The organism is Lysinibacillus sp. CD3-6 (genome assembly GCF_006351725.2).
In the GTDB taxonomy this organism is placed as follows: Bacteria; Bacillota; Bacilli; order Bacillales_A; family Planococcaceae; genus Lysinibacillus.
In genome coordinates, this window is record NZ_CP085880.1 from 1,624,306 (window position 1) to 1,639,442 (window position 15,137).

The window sequence follows — 15,137 nt, forward strand, 5'->3', positions numbered from 1 at the left end:
ATTTTGTTAGATGACATAAAATTTAACAGATTTGGAGAATAACATTGACAATATAGCATATAGTACCATAAAATGGTATAGACAGACAGTCGGTCAGTAAGGGGGAGGCAATGAGAAAAGAAGCGGAAGAGCGTCGAAACGAAATACTGGATGTAGCTGATGAGCTTTTCGGTCAAAAAGGTTTTGATGGCACAAGTACTAATGAAATTCTAGAAAAAGTAGGTATTGCACGGGGGACGCTATATTATCACTTTAAATCGAAAGAGGATATTATGGATGCGTTGATTGAACGCTATACGGTGCAAATTTTATATTGTGCAAAGGAAATTGCTGCAAACAAGAATATCTCCGTCTATGAGCGTATTATCGGCGTTGTCATGGCATTAAACATAAGTGATGGTAATGGTAAAGAAGTAATAGAGCATATGCATAAACCGCAAAATGCGCTTATGCATCAAAAAATACAAAAAGTGATAGTTAATGAGGTTCCGCCAGTATTAACGGGAATTATTCGGGAAGGTATTGAGCAAGGACTTTTTAATACGCCATATCCTTATGAATGTATGGAAATGATTGTGGCGTATACCAATACTGTTTTTGATGATGCAATGGTCAATTTAACGAATGCAGAGGTTGCCAGGCGTATACAAGCTTTACTATTTAATGTCGAACGACTGTTAGGTGTTGAAAGTGGAAGTCTAATGCACATGATGAGGATGTTCGATAATGTAAAAGGAGATAGCGGTGGTGAGAAGACTTTAGATTAATTCGCTATTCATTAGGGAATTCCCTTTTCATAGACAGGAAGGCTAGCTGGTGAATTATGTTTTTCAATCTGTTAAAAAGCTTGAACAGAGGTGACATATGTATTACAGAATAATCCGTAATGACATTTCAAATAGCAAACTGATTTCGCTAACAACAATGATATTTGTTGCGGTCGCGGCTATGCTTGTTGCATTATCAGCAATACTTGTTGTTAATCTTTCGGGGGCGTTAGATACACTTATGAAGCAGGCGAAAACCCCTCATTTTATGCAAATGCATGTAGGTAATATTGATACAGTTCGACTTGAAGACTTTGCAAAACAGAATCATAACGTTCAAGATTATCAAGTGCTTGAGTTTCTCAATATTGACGGCTCGCAAATTATTTTAGGTGATCGTTCGTTTGCAAATAATGTGCAGGATAATGGTTTTACAATTCAAAGTAAGAAATTCGATTATCTTCTGGATCTTGATGGCAATATAATCGATGCGTTAGATGGTGAACTTTATGTACCGATCCGTTATATGAAAGAAAACAACGTAAAGATCGGTGATAAGGCAGCGATAAGTGGGAAACAATTTACTGTTGCGGGATTTTTAAGAGATTCACAGATGAATTCGATGCTCTCCTCTTCAAAGCGGTTTCTTATTAGTAAAAATGATTACGAGGACATAAAAGGCTTTGGCCGTATGGAATATTTAATCGAGTTCAGATTAAAAGATTTATCGACGCTCGGGGCATTTGAAACTGCCTATGCAACCGCTGGACTTGAAGCAAATGGCCCGACAATTACTTATCCACTATTTAAAATGATTAATGCGCTTACTGATGGATTGATGATCGGCATTATACTCCTTGTCAGTGTACTAGTCGTTGCCATTGCCTTTATGTGCATTCGTTTTACACTCCTCGCGAAAATCGAATTAGACTACCGCGAAATAGGTGTAATGAAGGCAATTGGATTACCAGTTTCTAATATAAAGAAGATATATTTAGCAAAATACGCAGCCATTGCATTGGCAGGTAGTGTAATCGGTTTTGTATGTTCATTTTTGTTCAAAAACATACTTCTTGAAAATATTAGGCTTTATATGGGGGAAAGCAACAATTCTTCTCTTGCTTCACTTTTTGGAATAATTGGAGTAGTGCTTGTCTTTTGTGCCATTATTGCTTATGTAAACGGAGTGTTGAAACGCTTTCGAAAAATTTCTGCTGTTGAGGCACTACACTATGGTACTTCGCAAGAACAAAATATGGGAACAAAGAGATTTAGCTTGAATAGCAACCGCCTAATTAACATAAATATATTTCTTGGTATTAAAGATGTGCTGTCAAGAAAAAGACTATATGCCACAATGCTAACAGTGCTTGTTATTTCATCTTTTATTATGATTGTTCCACTTAACCTTTACAACACGATTTCCTCAAATAACTTCATCAAATATATGGGTATTGGAAACTACGATATGCGTATTGACATTCAGCAAACTGATAATATATCTCAAAAAACAGAACAAATTTTATATGCCATAAACAATGATAGAACTATAACAAAACATACAGTTCTGTCGACCAAAACATTTAAAGTAAAAATGGAAAATGGAGCAGAGCGAAATATAAAAATTGAACTTGGTAACCACTCAATTTTCCCAATAAAATATTCAACTGGCAGGGCTCCTGCTTTACAACATGAAATTGCACTTTCTGTGTTAAATGCCGCTGAGCTAGGTAAAAAAGTAGGTGATATTATGACACTCGTCATTGCAGGAAAAGAACGGAAATTTACGGTTAGTGGCGTCTATTCTGATATTACAAACGGTGGAAAAACTGCGAAGGCCACTTTTAATGACCATTCTACCAATATGATGTGGAGTGTTATTAGTGTAGAATTTTCCGATAAAGCTATGCTCGAAAATAAAATGATAGAGTATACGAATCACTTTACCTATGCAAAAGTTTCAGATATCAATAATTACGTCTTACAAACTTTCGGCTCAACAATTGATGCAGTAGGAAAGGCTTCACGCGCTGCCATTGCCGTTGCACTCTTTATCACTGTACTAATTACGTTATTGTTTATGAAAATGCTTGTAGTAAAAGATCGATACGCTATCGCTGTAATGAAAGCGGTAGGGTTTACAAATTCAGATATTACGACACAGTATATTGCCCGCTCATTATTCATTTTATTGATTGGAATGGTTGTTGGTACACTGCTTGCTAATACGGTCGGAAGTTTACTAGCAGGTGCAATGATCTCTTCTTTTGGTGCTTCGTCGTTTACATTTTCGGTCAATCCTTTAGCGGCATACCTATTTTGTCCGCTACTGATGACATGCTCGGTACTGATTGCAACGATTATTAGTACTTTGAGTGCTGGGAAAATTAAAATATCCGAAAATATAAAGGAGTAGTTTATGAAGAAAATAATTCTCGGAGACAATATTGTAAAATCATTCGGTGAAGGGGCGAAAAAGCACCATGTTCTGAATGGCGTATCCGTTGCGATAAATGAGGGAGAATTTGTTGCTATTATGGGTCCATCAGGCTCAGGAAAATCTACCCTTATGTTTGCATTAAGTGGTATGGATAGCATTGACACTGGAAAGGTGTCGTTTGATGGAATGGATTTGTCACTACTGAGTGAACAGAAACTTGCCGATTTACGAAGAACAAAAATGGGGTTTGTTTTTCAGCAGCCGACTTTGCTTAAAAACTTAAATATTTTAGATAACATTCTACTTCCTTCATTGCGAGATAATAGAAAAAGCATAGACAAGATAACAAAGAAAGCTAGAGCACTTATGAAAAAGGTTGGAATTGATGAGCTCGAAAAACGTGATATCACACAAGTTTCGGGAGGACAGCTTCAACGTGCAGGTATTTGCCGTGCACTGATAAGCAATCCTAAAATTATTTTCGGTGATGAGCCGACAGGTGCGCTTAATTCAAAATCAGCACAGGAAATAATGGACATTATTACTGAAATTAATGCAGAAGGGACAGCAGTGCTGCTTGTAACACATGATCCAAAGATTGCAGCAAGGACAGATCGAATACTGTTTATGTGTGACGGAAAAATAATCGATGAGGTACACTTTAACCGACTTACTGACACAAATATTGAAGATAAAATGGAAAAGATTCTAGAGGAAATGCGAAAAATCGGCATATAATTTCTATTTTTAGAAGTAAATTACAAGAAAATACTAGTTGATGGTAGCTAAGACGAGTGACTCCTGCGGGAACAGCACAAAACGTAAGCCACAACAGGCGGCGCGTTAGCGACGGTTGTGGCTTATGTTGTGCCCGCGGAAAGCGCTCGTCGTAGCAGACATTTATGATGTAGCAAAAAAATTGTAAGAATGATGGTGTTTTTCTATTATATAAAATGAATGAAGCGTTGGCTGTTCTCTTTAGAAGTAAATTACAAGAGTATACTAGTTGATGGTAGCGCAGACGAGTGACTCCTGCGGGAACAGCACAAAACGTAAGCCACAACAGGCGGCGCGTTAGCGACGGTTGTGGCTTATGTTGTGCCCGCGGAAAGCGCTCGTCGTAGCGGACATCCATGGTACACAAAAAAGTGTTAGATTGATTGTCGTCAATCCAACACTTTTTGTCTTTTATTAACCCATAATATTGTAGCCAGCATCAATGTAAATTGTTTCGCCTGTTACCCCACGTGATAGGTGAGATAGCATTACAATTGTCATATCAGCTACTTCATCTTGTTGAACATTGCGTTTTAACGGCGCAGTTTCTTCGATTTTGTGTAAAATCGTATTGAAAGAAGGAACACCTTTTGCAGCTAGTGTACGTATAGCACCTGCAGAAATAGCATTTACACGGATATTGTCTTGACCAATATCAGCAGCTAAATAGCGCATTGACGCTTCTAATGCAGCTTTGGCAACACCCATTACGTTATAGCCATCAAGTACACGCTCAGCACCTAAGTAACTCATCGTTACAATAGAGCCACCTTCTGTCATGTATGGGTGTGCTGCTTTTGCAGTTGAAATAAGTGAATACGCACTTGTATCTTGCGCGAATGCATAGCCATCACGTGTTGTTTCTAAAAAGCGATTGTGTAAGTCTTCAGCATTGGCAAATGCGACAGAGTGAACAATCCCATGGATAACGCCAACTTTTGCACCGATTGTATCGAAGGCAGCTTTTGTACTGTCATCGCTGTTAACATCACATTGTACGACAAATGCATCTGCTTGCCCATAGTTTTCAAGTTGCTTTTGTAATTTTTTTAATGAACGCTCTTGGCGATATGTAAAAATAACATTAGCGCCTACGTCGAATAAACGTTTTGCAATCCCCCAAGCAATACTGCGGTCGTTTGCAACACCCATCACGACAATGTTTTTATCTTTTAATTGTAATAAATTGTCCATCATTTATAAGAACCCCTTTACGAAATAATATCTGTTATTAGTACCAACTACTAAAATCTTAGCATACATAAATTATGGTTGCAATAACAAGATGAAAAGAGCATAAAACTTCATTTGTATTTGCCTTTGATAAATAATGTTGAACCGTATAGATAACAAAACGATACAAAAAGGCACCCTAAGTAGGATGCCTTTTTTAGTAAGGATTTTACTATTCGAATTTTAAAGAGTCGCCATCAAAAGGTTCTTCAGCCACTTTAATAGAATCTGTTGGGCAACCTTCAAAAGCGTCTTGCATGTCTTCTAGTAGATCTTCTGGAACTTCGGCAGTTCCCATGTTATCATCTAAAATAACGAAGGCAATTCCTTCATCATCATAATCATAAATATCGGGTGCTGCGGCTCCGCATGCGCCACAAGCGATGCATGTATCTTTATCAACAATTGTGTATTTAGCCATTTCTTTCTCTCCTTTTACGATGGTCCTACAAAGCTTCATACTCATTTTAAAGATGTTTAACTTACATTTCAACCTAATACTATTAAATTGGAGGAATTTGCTTCAATGTTTTATCAAATTTTATTGCAAATCTTTCAAAAACTTAATAATGAGCGAACCGTTTCTGCAGCCTATCATATCCTAAGAGGAAAGCGCTCAGGCCAGACAATTCAAGATGTTGGACTGTTTCAGCTCCATAACTATTTTGGCTTACTCCCAAAACTACCCCGTGCGACATTTGACGAGGCTGTAGCAACCTTTTTGCAATATAGTTGGTTAAGTATGCAGGAATCTGGTCATTATTCCATGAAAAAGCTAGGTTTACAACGAGCGGAGCAAACATCTACTTTTTTATTTGACGGCTGGCATTATCGAGGAAATGAGCATGTGTTTTTTGCTCGTCTATCTTTAATCGTCCAAAGTCTATCTTATCAAAAAGAGGGGATTCGCTCATTTTCTCCTATTAGTAAGGATGTACAAGTTCAATCATGGGTACGTACTTTTCTACAGGACAATCAGTATCAATTAGGACAATTACAGCAACGCTTACATGAAGAATGTCTTCGTATTTTAGCTGTTTTACCAGTATCAGATAGCAATAAACAACTTGTTCTTTATCGATTGAGTGGCCATAGTCTACCTGGTTGGACATGGCAGCAGCTTTCTAGTGAACGTAAGGAAACTGTGCTAGATAGTCAATTAGCATTTATTGAATTACTACATACATTAATGAATGAAGTGCATGCAACAAATAACTACCCGTTACTTGGTCAAATGGCTTCGGACCTTCGGGTGAAGGCATTACTGACTGATTCTGCACAACAAACCGCCTATTTATATGAACAAGGTTATTCAATTGAACAAATAGTGCAAATAAGAAAATTGAAACAAAGTACGATTGAAGACCATTTAGTTGAATTAGCGATGAATGAACCGAACTTTTCGATTGGCCCATTCGTCTCATATGAAGAGGCGGAAAAAGTTTGGCATGCTTCTAAGAAATACCAAACAAAAAAATTAAAGGCATTGCATGATGTAGTAAATGATATGAGTTATTTCCAGCTGAGACTTGTCCTCGCGAAAGGGGAAGTATAAATGGAACTAGAGCAAACATTAGCAAAGCATTTTGGCTATACGACATTCAGACCAGGTCAAAAGGAAGTAATCGAAGCAATTTTAGATGGAAAAGATGTTATTGCGTTATTGCCAACTGGCATGGGTAAATCGCTGTGCTATCAATTGCCAGCATATCTATTGCAAAAGCCTGTATTAATTGTGTCTCCTTTATTGTCTTTAATGCAAGACCAGGTAGAGCAGCTTAAACGATTTGGTGAAAAAAGAGTAGTCGCATTAAATTCATTTTTAGCAGCAGATGAAAAACGATATGCCCTGCATTTTTTAGAACAATATCGCTTTATTTTTACGTCTCCAGAAATGCTTTTACAACAACAGGTGCAGGAAAAGTTAACAAACATGTCATTAAGTCTTATTGTAGTGGATGAAGCGCATTGTATTTCGCAATGGGGTTTCGATTTTCGTCCAGATTATTTGCGTATTGGAGAATGGTTTTCGCAAAGTAATCGCCCGCCAGTGTTAGCTTTGTCAGCGACTGCAACGCAAAAAGTAATTAAGGATATTCGTACTACACTTGCGCTAAACGCCCCATTTGAATTTATGTACAATGTGGATCGTCCTAATATTCATCTTGGACGTGTTGGATTTGAGGATAGGGCAGATAAAGCAAGATGGATTTTAGAGCATGTCAAAAAAACAGCTGGACCAGGGATTTTATATATGTCATCACGTAAGCGAGCAGAGCAATATTGTGAAACATTTATACAAGCAGGTATTCGGGCTGCTGCTTATCATGCGGGGTATAGTGCGGAGGATCGTCAATTTATTCAACAGCAATTTATTGATGGGGAGCTAGATTGGATTGTAGCGACCAATGCATTTGGTATGGGTATTAATAAGGCGGATATTCGACAAGTAATACATGAATCCATGCCAGCGAATGTCGCTAATTATATGCAAGAAATTGGACGCGCAGGACGTGATGGAAATCCAGCTTTAGCAATTTTACTTTATAGTGAAGGTGACGAGGAACTTGCGAAATTTGTTGTAACAGGCGATTTACCGTCAGCAAGTCATGTGGATCGTTATCAAGAACTTGTGATGCAACATATCGAGCCAGCACAAATGTTGAAAAATGGTGAGTTGAGTGAAACGGCTTTTCGTGTGCTTGATTATTGGTACCATCAGGAATCTGTTCAGGAAGTGAAAGCGCGACTTAATTATTTTGCACTTGAAAAATATCAGGCAGTTGATGAAATGTTAAAAATTACTCAGACAAAAGGCTGTATTCGTGAGCAGCTTGTCGGGTATTTTGGGCAAAAATTGCAGAAAAAACCTGAAATCTGTTGTGAAAATTGTGGAATCCATTATGATGAAATCAATATAGCACGCGTTATGGAACCGAAAAAAGTAGAAATGGTTGCATGGGAAAGTCGATTAAAACAGCTTTTATTAAGCGATTAGACTGTAATTGACGGTCATTTACTTTTTTCGCAAAATTCGTCATAATAGAATGATAGAAGAATGCGTAGCAAGGTTGGAGGAAAGTCGAATGAGTAAAGAAGACTATCGTGATAAAATCGAAGAACATCGTCAGTCATTTGAAGAAGAACAACAAGAACAGCAAAATCTATCGAGAGTTTCAAGAATGAATAAAAATGGAAGTAATAACAAAAAGCCGAAAAATACAAAACGTAAATCACCGTTAATGACGATACTTTTTGTTACATTTATTTTAATTCCATTAACTATATTAATTTATTTCGTGCAATTCTATGATCCTGGTAAAACGATTGAAGAAGCCGAAAAAGATACGATGGATTCTGTTGTAGAAATTGATAAGACTGGTAGTAAAGCGGAAGCATCCTCATCAGCTGATAAAGACAAAGATGATAAAGCAAACGACGAAGCTAAAGCACAGGCTCAAAAAGACGCTGAAAAGTTAGCTGCACAACAAAAGGCTGCAGAAGAAGCGAAAAAAGCCGAAGAGGCAAAAAAAGCTGAAGAAGCTAAGGTAGCACAGCAACAGGCTGAGGCAGCTAAGAAAGCTGAAGAAGCGAAAAAAGCTGAAGAAGCGAAAAAAGCTGAGCAAGCACGTAAAGCAGAACAAGAAAAGCAAAATGCTGCAAAAGCAAAAACACATACAGTTAAAGCAAATGAAAATCTATATCGTATTGCATTAAATTACTACGGTGATGGTAGTGAAGCAACGTTAGCGAAAATCCGAGCGGCGAACGGCATGCCTAATGACACTGTATTTGTTGGGCAAGTCATTAAACTACCGTAAGAAAAATGGTGTCATTCTTTGGCAATGATGTTTTTCTAGTATAAAATAAAGGACAAACGTCAACACCAATGAATGGTTGAGGCAAACGTCTGATTAGCAAAAAGGCGATTCTACAGCATTGATGAATCGTCTTTTTGTTGTCATAAGGAGAAGTGAGGGAATGATATATATTGGACTATTTCTTTTAATAGTTATCGCCTTCCTACTCTATATGTGGAAGGTCGCGCACGAAAATAATGTGTTGCATCATCAATTATCACTCAAAGGTGAACAAGAAACGATTCGTTTATTTTTTATTTCAGATACGCATTTACGGAAAATTAATCGTCCCATGATAGAACGATTATCAGGCACATTCGATGCGGTAATAATCGGTGGGGATTTTGCAGATAGCCGCACACCTATTCAACGTATTCATGACAATCTTGATTTATTGACACCGCTAGGACCTACTTATTTTGTTTGGGGGAATAATGATAGAGAAGTAGGTGAGGAGCAGTTTCGAGATATTTTACAACAACACAATGTTAAAATTATCGCCAATGATGCAATTCTATTACCTAATAAGAATCGCTTATGGATAAGTGCTATTGAAGATACTTCTACGATGCAATATAGTTTTGATGCTGCTTTTGAAAAAGTTGGCGAGGATGATTTAGTCGTTTTTATTTCACATAATCCTGGTGTCTTTGCTAGAGTACGTGCGAAGTTTAGAGCGGATTTAATGATTGGTGGACATTTACATGGTGGTCAAATAAGAGTTGGACCTTATGGTGTTCATCCACTTGGTTCTTATCGGGAACGCGAGGGTGTGATGACACTTGTGAGTAACGGCTATGGTACAACACTATTGCCATTCCGTTTAGGCGCGAAACCTGAATGCCATATAATTGATATTGACATTTCGGGTAAATAAACAACCAATAATGCGCAGAAGGCGTATAATGGAAACGAGCGTTATTTTTTAAAATGTAGAGTTCCTGAATAGGAATATAATCTGCATGAAAGCGAAGCATCTGTGGTTTATACATGGATGTCTATTTGATAGGAGTGTCAAACAATGCAACAAGTTGATGCAATTATTGTTGGAGGAGGCCCTTGTGGTTTAGCTGCAGCAATATCTTTACAAAAAATTGGTTTACGACCGATTGTCATCGAAAAAGGAAATATCGTTAATGCCATTTACAACTATCCAACACATCAAACTTTTTTTAGTACGAGTGAACGTTTAGCTATTGGTGACGTACCATTCATTATTGAGGGGCGCAAGCCAAAGCGAAATCAAGCACTTGTTTATTATCGCGAGGTAGTACGCTTGAAAAAAATTCAAGTTAACCGTTTTGAAAAAGTCGGAAGTGTTGTGAAAAATGGAGAGATTTTTACGGTAACGACGGATAAGGATGTATATGAAACTCCATATGTTGTAGTAGCGACAGGTTACTATGATCATCCTAACTATATGGATATTCCTGGTGAAGGATTACCAAAAGTTCACCATTACTTTAAAGAAGGGCATGAATTTTTTGATACGGATGTCCTTGTAATCGGTGGGAAAAATTCAGCTGTAGATGCAGCATTAGAATTAAACAAGGCTGGAGCACGTGTCACAGTTGTATATCGTGGCAGTGAATATTCACCAAGCGTTAAGCCGTGGGTTTTACCTGAATTTGACGGTGTTGTACGTAACGGAGAAGTTACAATGCATTTTAATACGAGTGTAGTCGAAATACGGGAGCATGAAGTTGTAATAAATATTGACGGTCGTGAAGAAGTATTAAAAAATGACTTTGTTTTTGCTATGACTGGTTATCATCCAGATCATTCATTTATCCGAGCGATGGGTGTGACGATAGACGAGGAAACAGGCCGACCATTTTGTCAACCTGACACAATGGAAACAAATGTAGCAGGCCTATTTATTGCTGGAGTCATCGCAGCAGGCAATAACGCCAATGAAATTTTTATTGAAAATGGACGTTTCCATGGTGATTGTATCGCACAAACAATTGCAGAAAGAAGATAAATAAAGAAGCTGTATAGGCGTGACTGCTTATACAGCTTCTTTTAGAATAGTGTGTCTATAAAAGGTGGGGGAAAATGACTTGGTTATATTGGATAATTAGCTATTTTATTGGAAACTTTTTGACGGCTTTTTTCGTTGGAAAAGTATATGGTGTCAATTTGCAACAGGAGCGTAGTAAAAACCTAGGTGCGCGAAATGCAGGGAGTGTACTAGGAAAGGCTGCATTTATGTGGACGTTTTTGGGTGATTCACTAAAAGGTGTTCTTATTGTGCTGTTAGGTAATTTTTGGCATTTAGAACAGTGGGCAATTGTTGTAGGTGGATGTCTCGTTATAATCGGACATATGTATCCTATGTGGCTGAAATTTCATGGTGGTAAAGGTGTGGCAACATTTATCGGTGTTGGGCTTGCCTTATCACCGACTTTATTTACCATGATGATTATTGGCACTGCACTAGTTTTTAGTATAACGAGGAGCCTTACGCTTGGCATGTTAGGTGGCTTCGTGTTTTACATTGGAGCGATTGGACTAACAGGTCATTTATCGCTATACATACCGTTGCTTGTTGCGATTATTTGTATGTTGATTAAGCATACATCGAATATTAAGGAGTCTTTAAGAAGAGGGAAGTGATTGTATGTACTGGTGTAAAGTCGCACAGACAGAAAAGGAATTTGATGCGATCGCGCAGTTGAATTATGAAACCTTTGTTGAAGAAATTCCACAGCATGAACCAAATACGATGAAAAGAAAAGTAGATCGTTTCCATCAAGAAAATACGTATTTAGTTGTTTATAAAGGAACTGAGCTAATTGGCATGTTAGCTTTTCGAGATCAACGACCGTTTTCAATTGATGAAAAAATTGGTGAAGTGGAGCAGTATTTACCTAAGGAAATTTGTACAAAACTTTGTGAAATTCGTTTGCTTGCAGTAAAAAAGCAATATCGTACAGGCCGTGTATTATTAAGATTGACACAGGCATTAAATGCTTTTGCATATGAAAAAGGCTATTCAGCAGCTGTAATTTCAGGAACTACGCGTGAAGAAAAATTGTATAAGCAAATGGGCTTTACCCAATTTGCACCAGCAGTAGGTACAGCAGAAGCTATGTTTTTACCAATGGTATTAACAAGGCAACAATTTGAACAGTCCTTACAACAAAAACTGGCACAGGAAAGTTATACATTTTACCCAGGGCCAGTTAAACAGCAAGGGGCTATTTTGTATTCGGGCATATCGCACCGATCTCAAGCCTTTCAATCATTATATGGATACATGCGTAGCAAGCTATTGGAATTATCAAATGCAAAGTATATCGCAACATTAGTAGGAACGGGAACATTAGCGAATGAAGTGATGCTCGGACAGCTCAAGGCACAAAAAATGGGGCATGGACTTATTTTAACGAATGGAGAATTTGGAGAACGTCTTCATAAGCAGGCTGAGCGCTGGTCCTTAGATTTCGATGTCGTGACGCACGAGTGGGGAAGCGCATTTAATTTGCGGTCATTGGAGGCTTTATTGCAAACAGGTTCCTATCAATGGCTACTCATGGTGCATGGGGAAACTTCAACAGGTACATGTAATGATTTAGAGGGAATTTTACAACTGGTTAAGCACTATAATGTAAAGCTTTGTGTTGATTGTATTAGCTCATTTGGTGCTATGCCGTTTTCATTAGCTGAGTGCTACTTAGCAACTGCGGTGAGTGGTAAAGCGTTAGGAGCACTTAGTGGCTTGTCATTTGTCTTTTCTCAAGAACTTGTGGAGCCATCTACAACTATTCCTGCTTACTTGGATTTAGCTAATTATCAGCAAGGTGCTATTCCTTCTACGCTACCAGCAGTACTTATTGGCAATGTAGTAGATGCTTTACAAGCTTATCCAGCGCGCTATAGTCAACTGCGACAGCACTTTGAAGCGCTGCTGCAGCTACCATTTATGGACTATCGCTTACCAACTACAGCGTATCCAATGATTTTAACCATTCAATGTCCAAGGAAACTTATTAATTTATCAACCGATTTAAAATTGAACGGCTTATATGTCCATGGAGATAGTGAATATTTACGTAAGCGAAATTTTATTCAGCTTTCAATAATCCAACCTGATTTTGAGTTTGCGCTAGGTCGCCTACGTGAGCTGTTAACTTATTATGAGCAAACTGTAGATGTATAAGCGATAAATTATGCTTTATCGGCGAGCTGCCGTGTTTATGAGCGGTTTCTCTTTTTAATGGCGAATTAACTTGCTTTATTGGCGCTATGACATGATGTAGTGGCGATTCACCGTTTTAGTGGCGTTAACGAGAAATTCATAGGACTTACTGGAAAAATTCCTTTAAGTCCAATGGGTTTCCTTCTTTGTTTAAACCGATAAGTAATTTTAATCGTGCTTTTTGCCCGTTAATACCTGTCGCAAAAATTGCGCCTAAGTCTTCTAGCATTTTACCACCACCAACATAACCGTATACGCCTTCAGCAATGCCATTGAAGCATCGAGAGACAAGAACAACAGGGATACCACGTTCCAACAGACTTTCAATGCCTTTGACAACGGTTGGTGGAACATTCCCTTGTCCAAGGCCTTCAAGTACAACACCGTCGTACTGACAGGCAAGCACTACGTCAAGTAAATCTACTTCCATCCCTGCATAGACCTTCAGCATGGCTACTCGCTTCGCTAAGCCTTGTATGTCTACATATTGGCGGCGAATTGGGGCATGATGAAACAAAATACGCGATTTTGTAATAAGTCCGATTGGGCCGTATTGTGGCGATTGAAACGTATTGACTGAACTAGTGCTCGTTTTTGTAGTGTTAACGGCAAGATGAACCTCGTCGTTCATTACAACAAGCACTCCTTTGTCACGTGCTTCGTCATCTACCGCTACGCGAACTGCTTCAACTAGATTGTAGATGCCGTCTGCGCCTAACTCATTAGAGGAACGCATTGCACCCGTCAAGACAATAGGAATGGATAAATTGGTTGTTAACTCTAAGAAATAAGCTGTTTCTTCTAAAGTATCCGTGCCATGTGTAATGACAACACCATCGAATTGCTCAGTTGAAGTTTTTTCCATAATTAAATTACGTAAACTAAGCATTTCTTTTGGTGTAATATGCGGTGAAGGTAAATTAAATGCCTCCACTTCTTTAATAGATGCAAGTGTATCAAGTTTTTTACTTTCTTTTATTAGTGGATTTTCCTTATTTGGCATAACCGCCCCTTCTTCACTCATTGCCATGGAAATTGTTCCGCCAGTATGAATTAATAAAATTGTTTTTCTCATAAAAAATAAATCTCCTTTTAAAAATTTTTTTGTCATTACATGGTATAATGATATCAGTCTATTGTTGAAAGGAGCCGGCAACATGATCATCCTTTTATCAGCTGCCATTGCTCCAGGTCTAGCGCTTTTTAGTTACTTCTATTTGCGCAATCAAATGGCAACGGAGCCACGAAAAACACTACTTCAAACGTTTTTGTATGGTGCTTTTTTAACATTCCCTATCTTGTTTTTACAGTATGTATTAACAGAAGAAGGGGTTTTTCAATATCTTTATTTACAAGATGTCCTTTTTTCCAGTGTCATTGAAGAGTTTTTTAAATGGTTTGTACTGTTAATAGCTATCTACAATCATGTAGAATTTGATGATCCTTATGATGGTATATTGTATGGTGCAAGTATATCTCTTGGATTTGCGACGATTGAAAATGTATTGTATTTATTTTCTTTTGGTTTGAATACAGCATTTATGCGAGCATTACTACCCGTATCAAGTCACGCTCTGTTTGGTGTAGTAATGGGCTATTATTATGGTCGTGCAAAGTTTTCAAAGCATGCAAAGACAAAAGAAATGATTGCGATGGCCATTTGTGCACCAGTCGTATTACACATTTTATACAATACAATATTATCATTTAAAGGACATTGGGTATATTTAATGATACCGTTTATGCTATTTTTATGGTGGTTTGGTTTACGTAAAGTAAAGCTTGCGCATTATCATCTTATCCAACATTTGCATATGCATAAAAAAATATAAAAGCGTAGAAATCTTAAAATGATT

The 15,137-nt window shown here is 37.8% G+C and carries 14 protein-coding genes; 11 read left to right on the plus strand and 3 right to left on the minus strand.

From position 1 onward, the window contains the following. Positions 1 to 110 precede the first annotated feature (110 nt). The 3 genes from FH508_RS07725 to FH508_RS07735 all read left to right on the plus strand — a co-directional run bounded on the left by FH508_RS07725 (position 111) and on the right by FH508_RS07735 (position 3,945). On the plus strand, positions 111 to 767 hold the full coding sequence (locus tag FH508_RS07725) for a TetR/AcrR family transcriptional regulator (protein ID WP_173478428.1): 657 nt from the start codon (positions 111 to 113) through the stop codon (positions 765 to 767). A gap of 97 nt (positions 768 to 864) precedes the next feature. Then, a complete protein-coding gene (locus tag FH508_RS07730) occupies positions 865 to 3,183 on the plus strand; it encodes an ABC transporter permease (RefSeq protein WP_173478429.1) in 2,319 nt (772 codons plus the stop codon). A gap of 3 nt (positions 3,184 to 3,186) precedes the next feature. After that, positions 3,187 to 3,945 (plus strand): ABC transporter ATP-binding protein, encoded by a 759-nt coding sequence (locus FH508_RS07735; RefSeq protein ID WP_173478430.1) that lies wholly within the window; start codon positions 3,187 to 3,189, stop codon positions 3,943 to 3,945. 453 nt (positions 3,946 to 4,398) lie between these two features. Here the strand turns inward: FH508_RS07735 and FH508_RS07740 are convergent, their stop codons facing one another. Both FH508_RS07740 and FH508_RS07745 read right to left on the minus strand, forming a co-directional pair. Next, entirely contained in the window at positions 4,399 to 5,181 is a 783-nt protein-coding gene (locus tag FH508_RS07740; protein WP_173478431.1) for an enoyl-ACP reductase FabI, read from the minus strand. Positions 5,182 to 5,389: 208 nt separating this feature from the next. After that, positions 5,390 to 5,638 carry a ferredoxin gene (locus tag FH508_RS07745; protein ID WP_173478432.1) on the minus strand — a complete coding sequence of 83 codons (249 nt, stop codon included), beginning with the start codon at positions 5,636 to 5,638 and terminating at the stop codon, positions 5,390 to 5,392. 105 nt (positions 5,639 to 5,743) lie between these two features. Here FH508_RS07745 and FH508_RS07750 point away from each other — a divergent pair, with 105 nt between their 5' ends. From FH508_RS07750 to FH508_RS07780, 7 genes are all read left to right on the plus strand, one after another. Next, positions 5,744 to 6,772, plus strand: a complete 1,029-nt coding sequence (locus FH508_RS07750) for a YpbB family protein (protein ID WP_173478433.1) — start codon at positions 5,744 to 5,746, stop codon at positions 6,770 to 6,772. Continuing rightward, positions 6,773 to 8,215, plus strand: coding sequence for a RecQ family ATP-dependent DNA helicase (locus FH508_RS07755; protein ID WP_173478434.1), 1,443 nt, complete (start codon positions 6,773 to 6,775; stop codon positions 8,213 to 8,215). Positions 8,216 to 8,303: 88 nt separating this feature from the next. Beyond that, positions 8,304 to 9,038, plus strand: coding sequence for a LysM peptidoglycan-binding domain-containing protein (locus FH508_RS07760; RefSeq protein WP_173478435.1), 735 nt, complete (start codon positions 8,304 to 8,306; stop codon positions 9,036 to 9,038). A gap of 160 nt (positions 9,039 to 9,198) precedes the next feature. Continuing rightward, a complete protein-coding gene (locus tag FH508_RS07765) occupies positions 9,199 to 9,954 on the plus strand; it encodes a metallophosphoesterase (RefSeq protein ID WP_173478436.1) in 756 nt (251 codons plus the stop codon). 144 nt (positions 9,955 to 10,098) lie between these two features. After that, entirely contained in the window at positions 10,099 to 11,061 is a 963-nt protein-coding gene (locus FH508_RS07770) for a YpdA family putative bacillithiol disulfide reductase (RefSeq protein ID WP_173478437.1), read from the plus strand. A gap of 74 nt (positions 11,062 to 11,135) precedes the next feature. Beyond that, positions 11,136 to 11,696 carry a glycerol-3-phosphate acyltransferase gene (locus FH508_RS07775; protein WP_173478438.1) on the plus strand — a complete coding sequence of 187 codons (561 nt, stop codon included), beginning with the start codon at positions 11,136 to 11,138 and terminating at the stop codon, positions 11,694 to 11,696. Between the two features lie 4 nt (positions 11,697 to 11,700). Beyond that, positions 11,701 to 13,242 carry an aminotransferase class V-fold PLP-dependent enzyme gene (locus FH508_RS07780; RefSeq protein WP_173478439.1) on the plus strand — a complete coding sequence of 514 codons (1,542 nt, stop codon included), beginning with the start codon at positions 11,701 to 11,703 and terminating at the stop codon, positions 13,240 to 13,242. Between the two features lie 145 nt (positions 13,243 to 13,387). On the opposite strand, the gene FH508_RS07785 is transcribed toward FH508_RS07780, so the two are convergent. Continuing rightward, the gene (locus tag FH508_RS07785) at positions 13,388 to 14,356 is read right to left on the minus strand and encodes an asparaginase (protein ID WP_173478440.1); all 969 of its coding nucleotides are present in this window, start codon (positions 14,354 to 14,356) and stop codon (positions 13,388 to 13,390) included. Between the two features lie 82 nt (positions 14,357 to 14,438). Here FH508_RS07785 and prsW point away from each other — a divergent pair, with 82 nt between their 5' ends. Continuing rightward, positions 14,439 to 15,113, plus strand: a complete 675-nt coding sequence (prsW, locus tag FH508_RS07790; protein ID WP_173478441.1) for a glutamic-type intramembrane protease PrsW — start codon at positions 14,439 to 14,441, stop codon at positions 15,111 to 15,113. Positions 15,114 to 15,137: the final 24 nt, after the last annotated feature.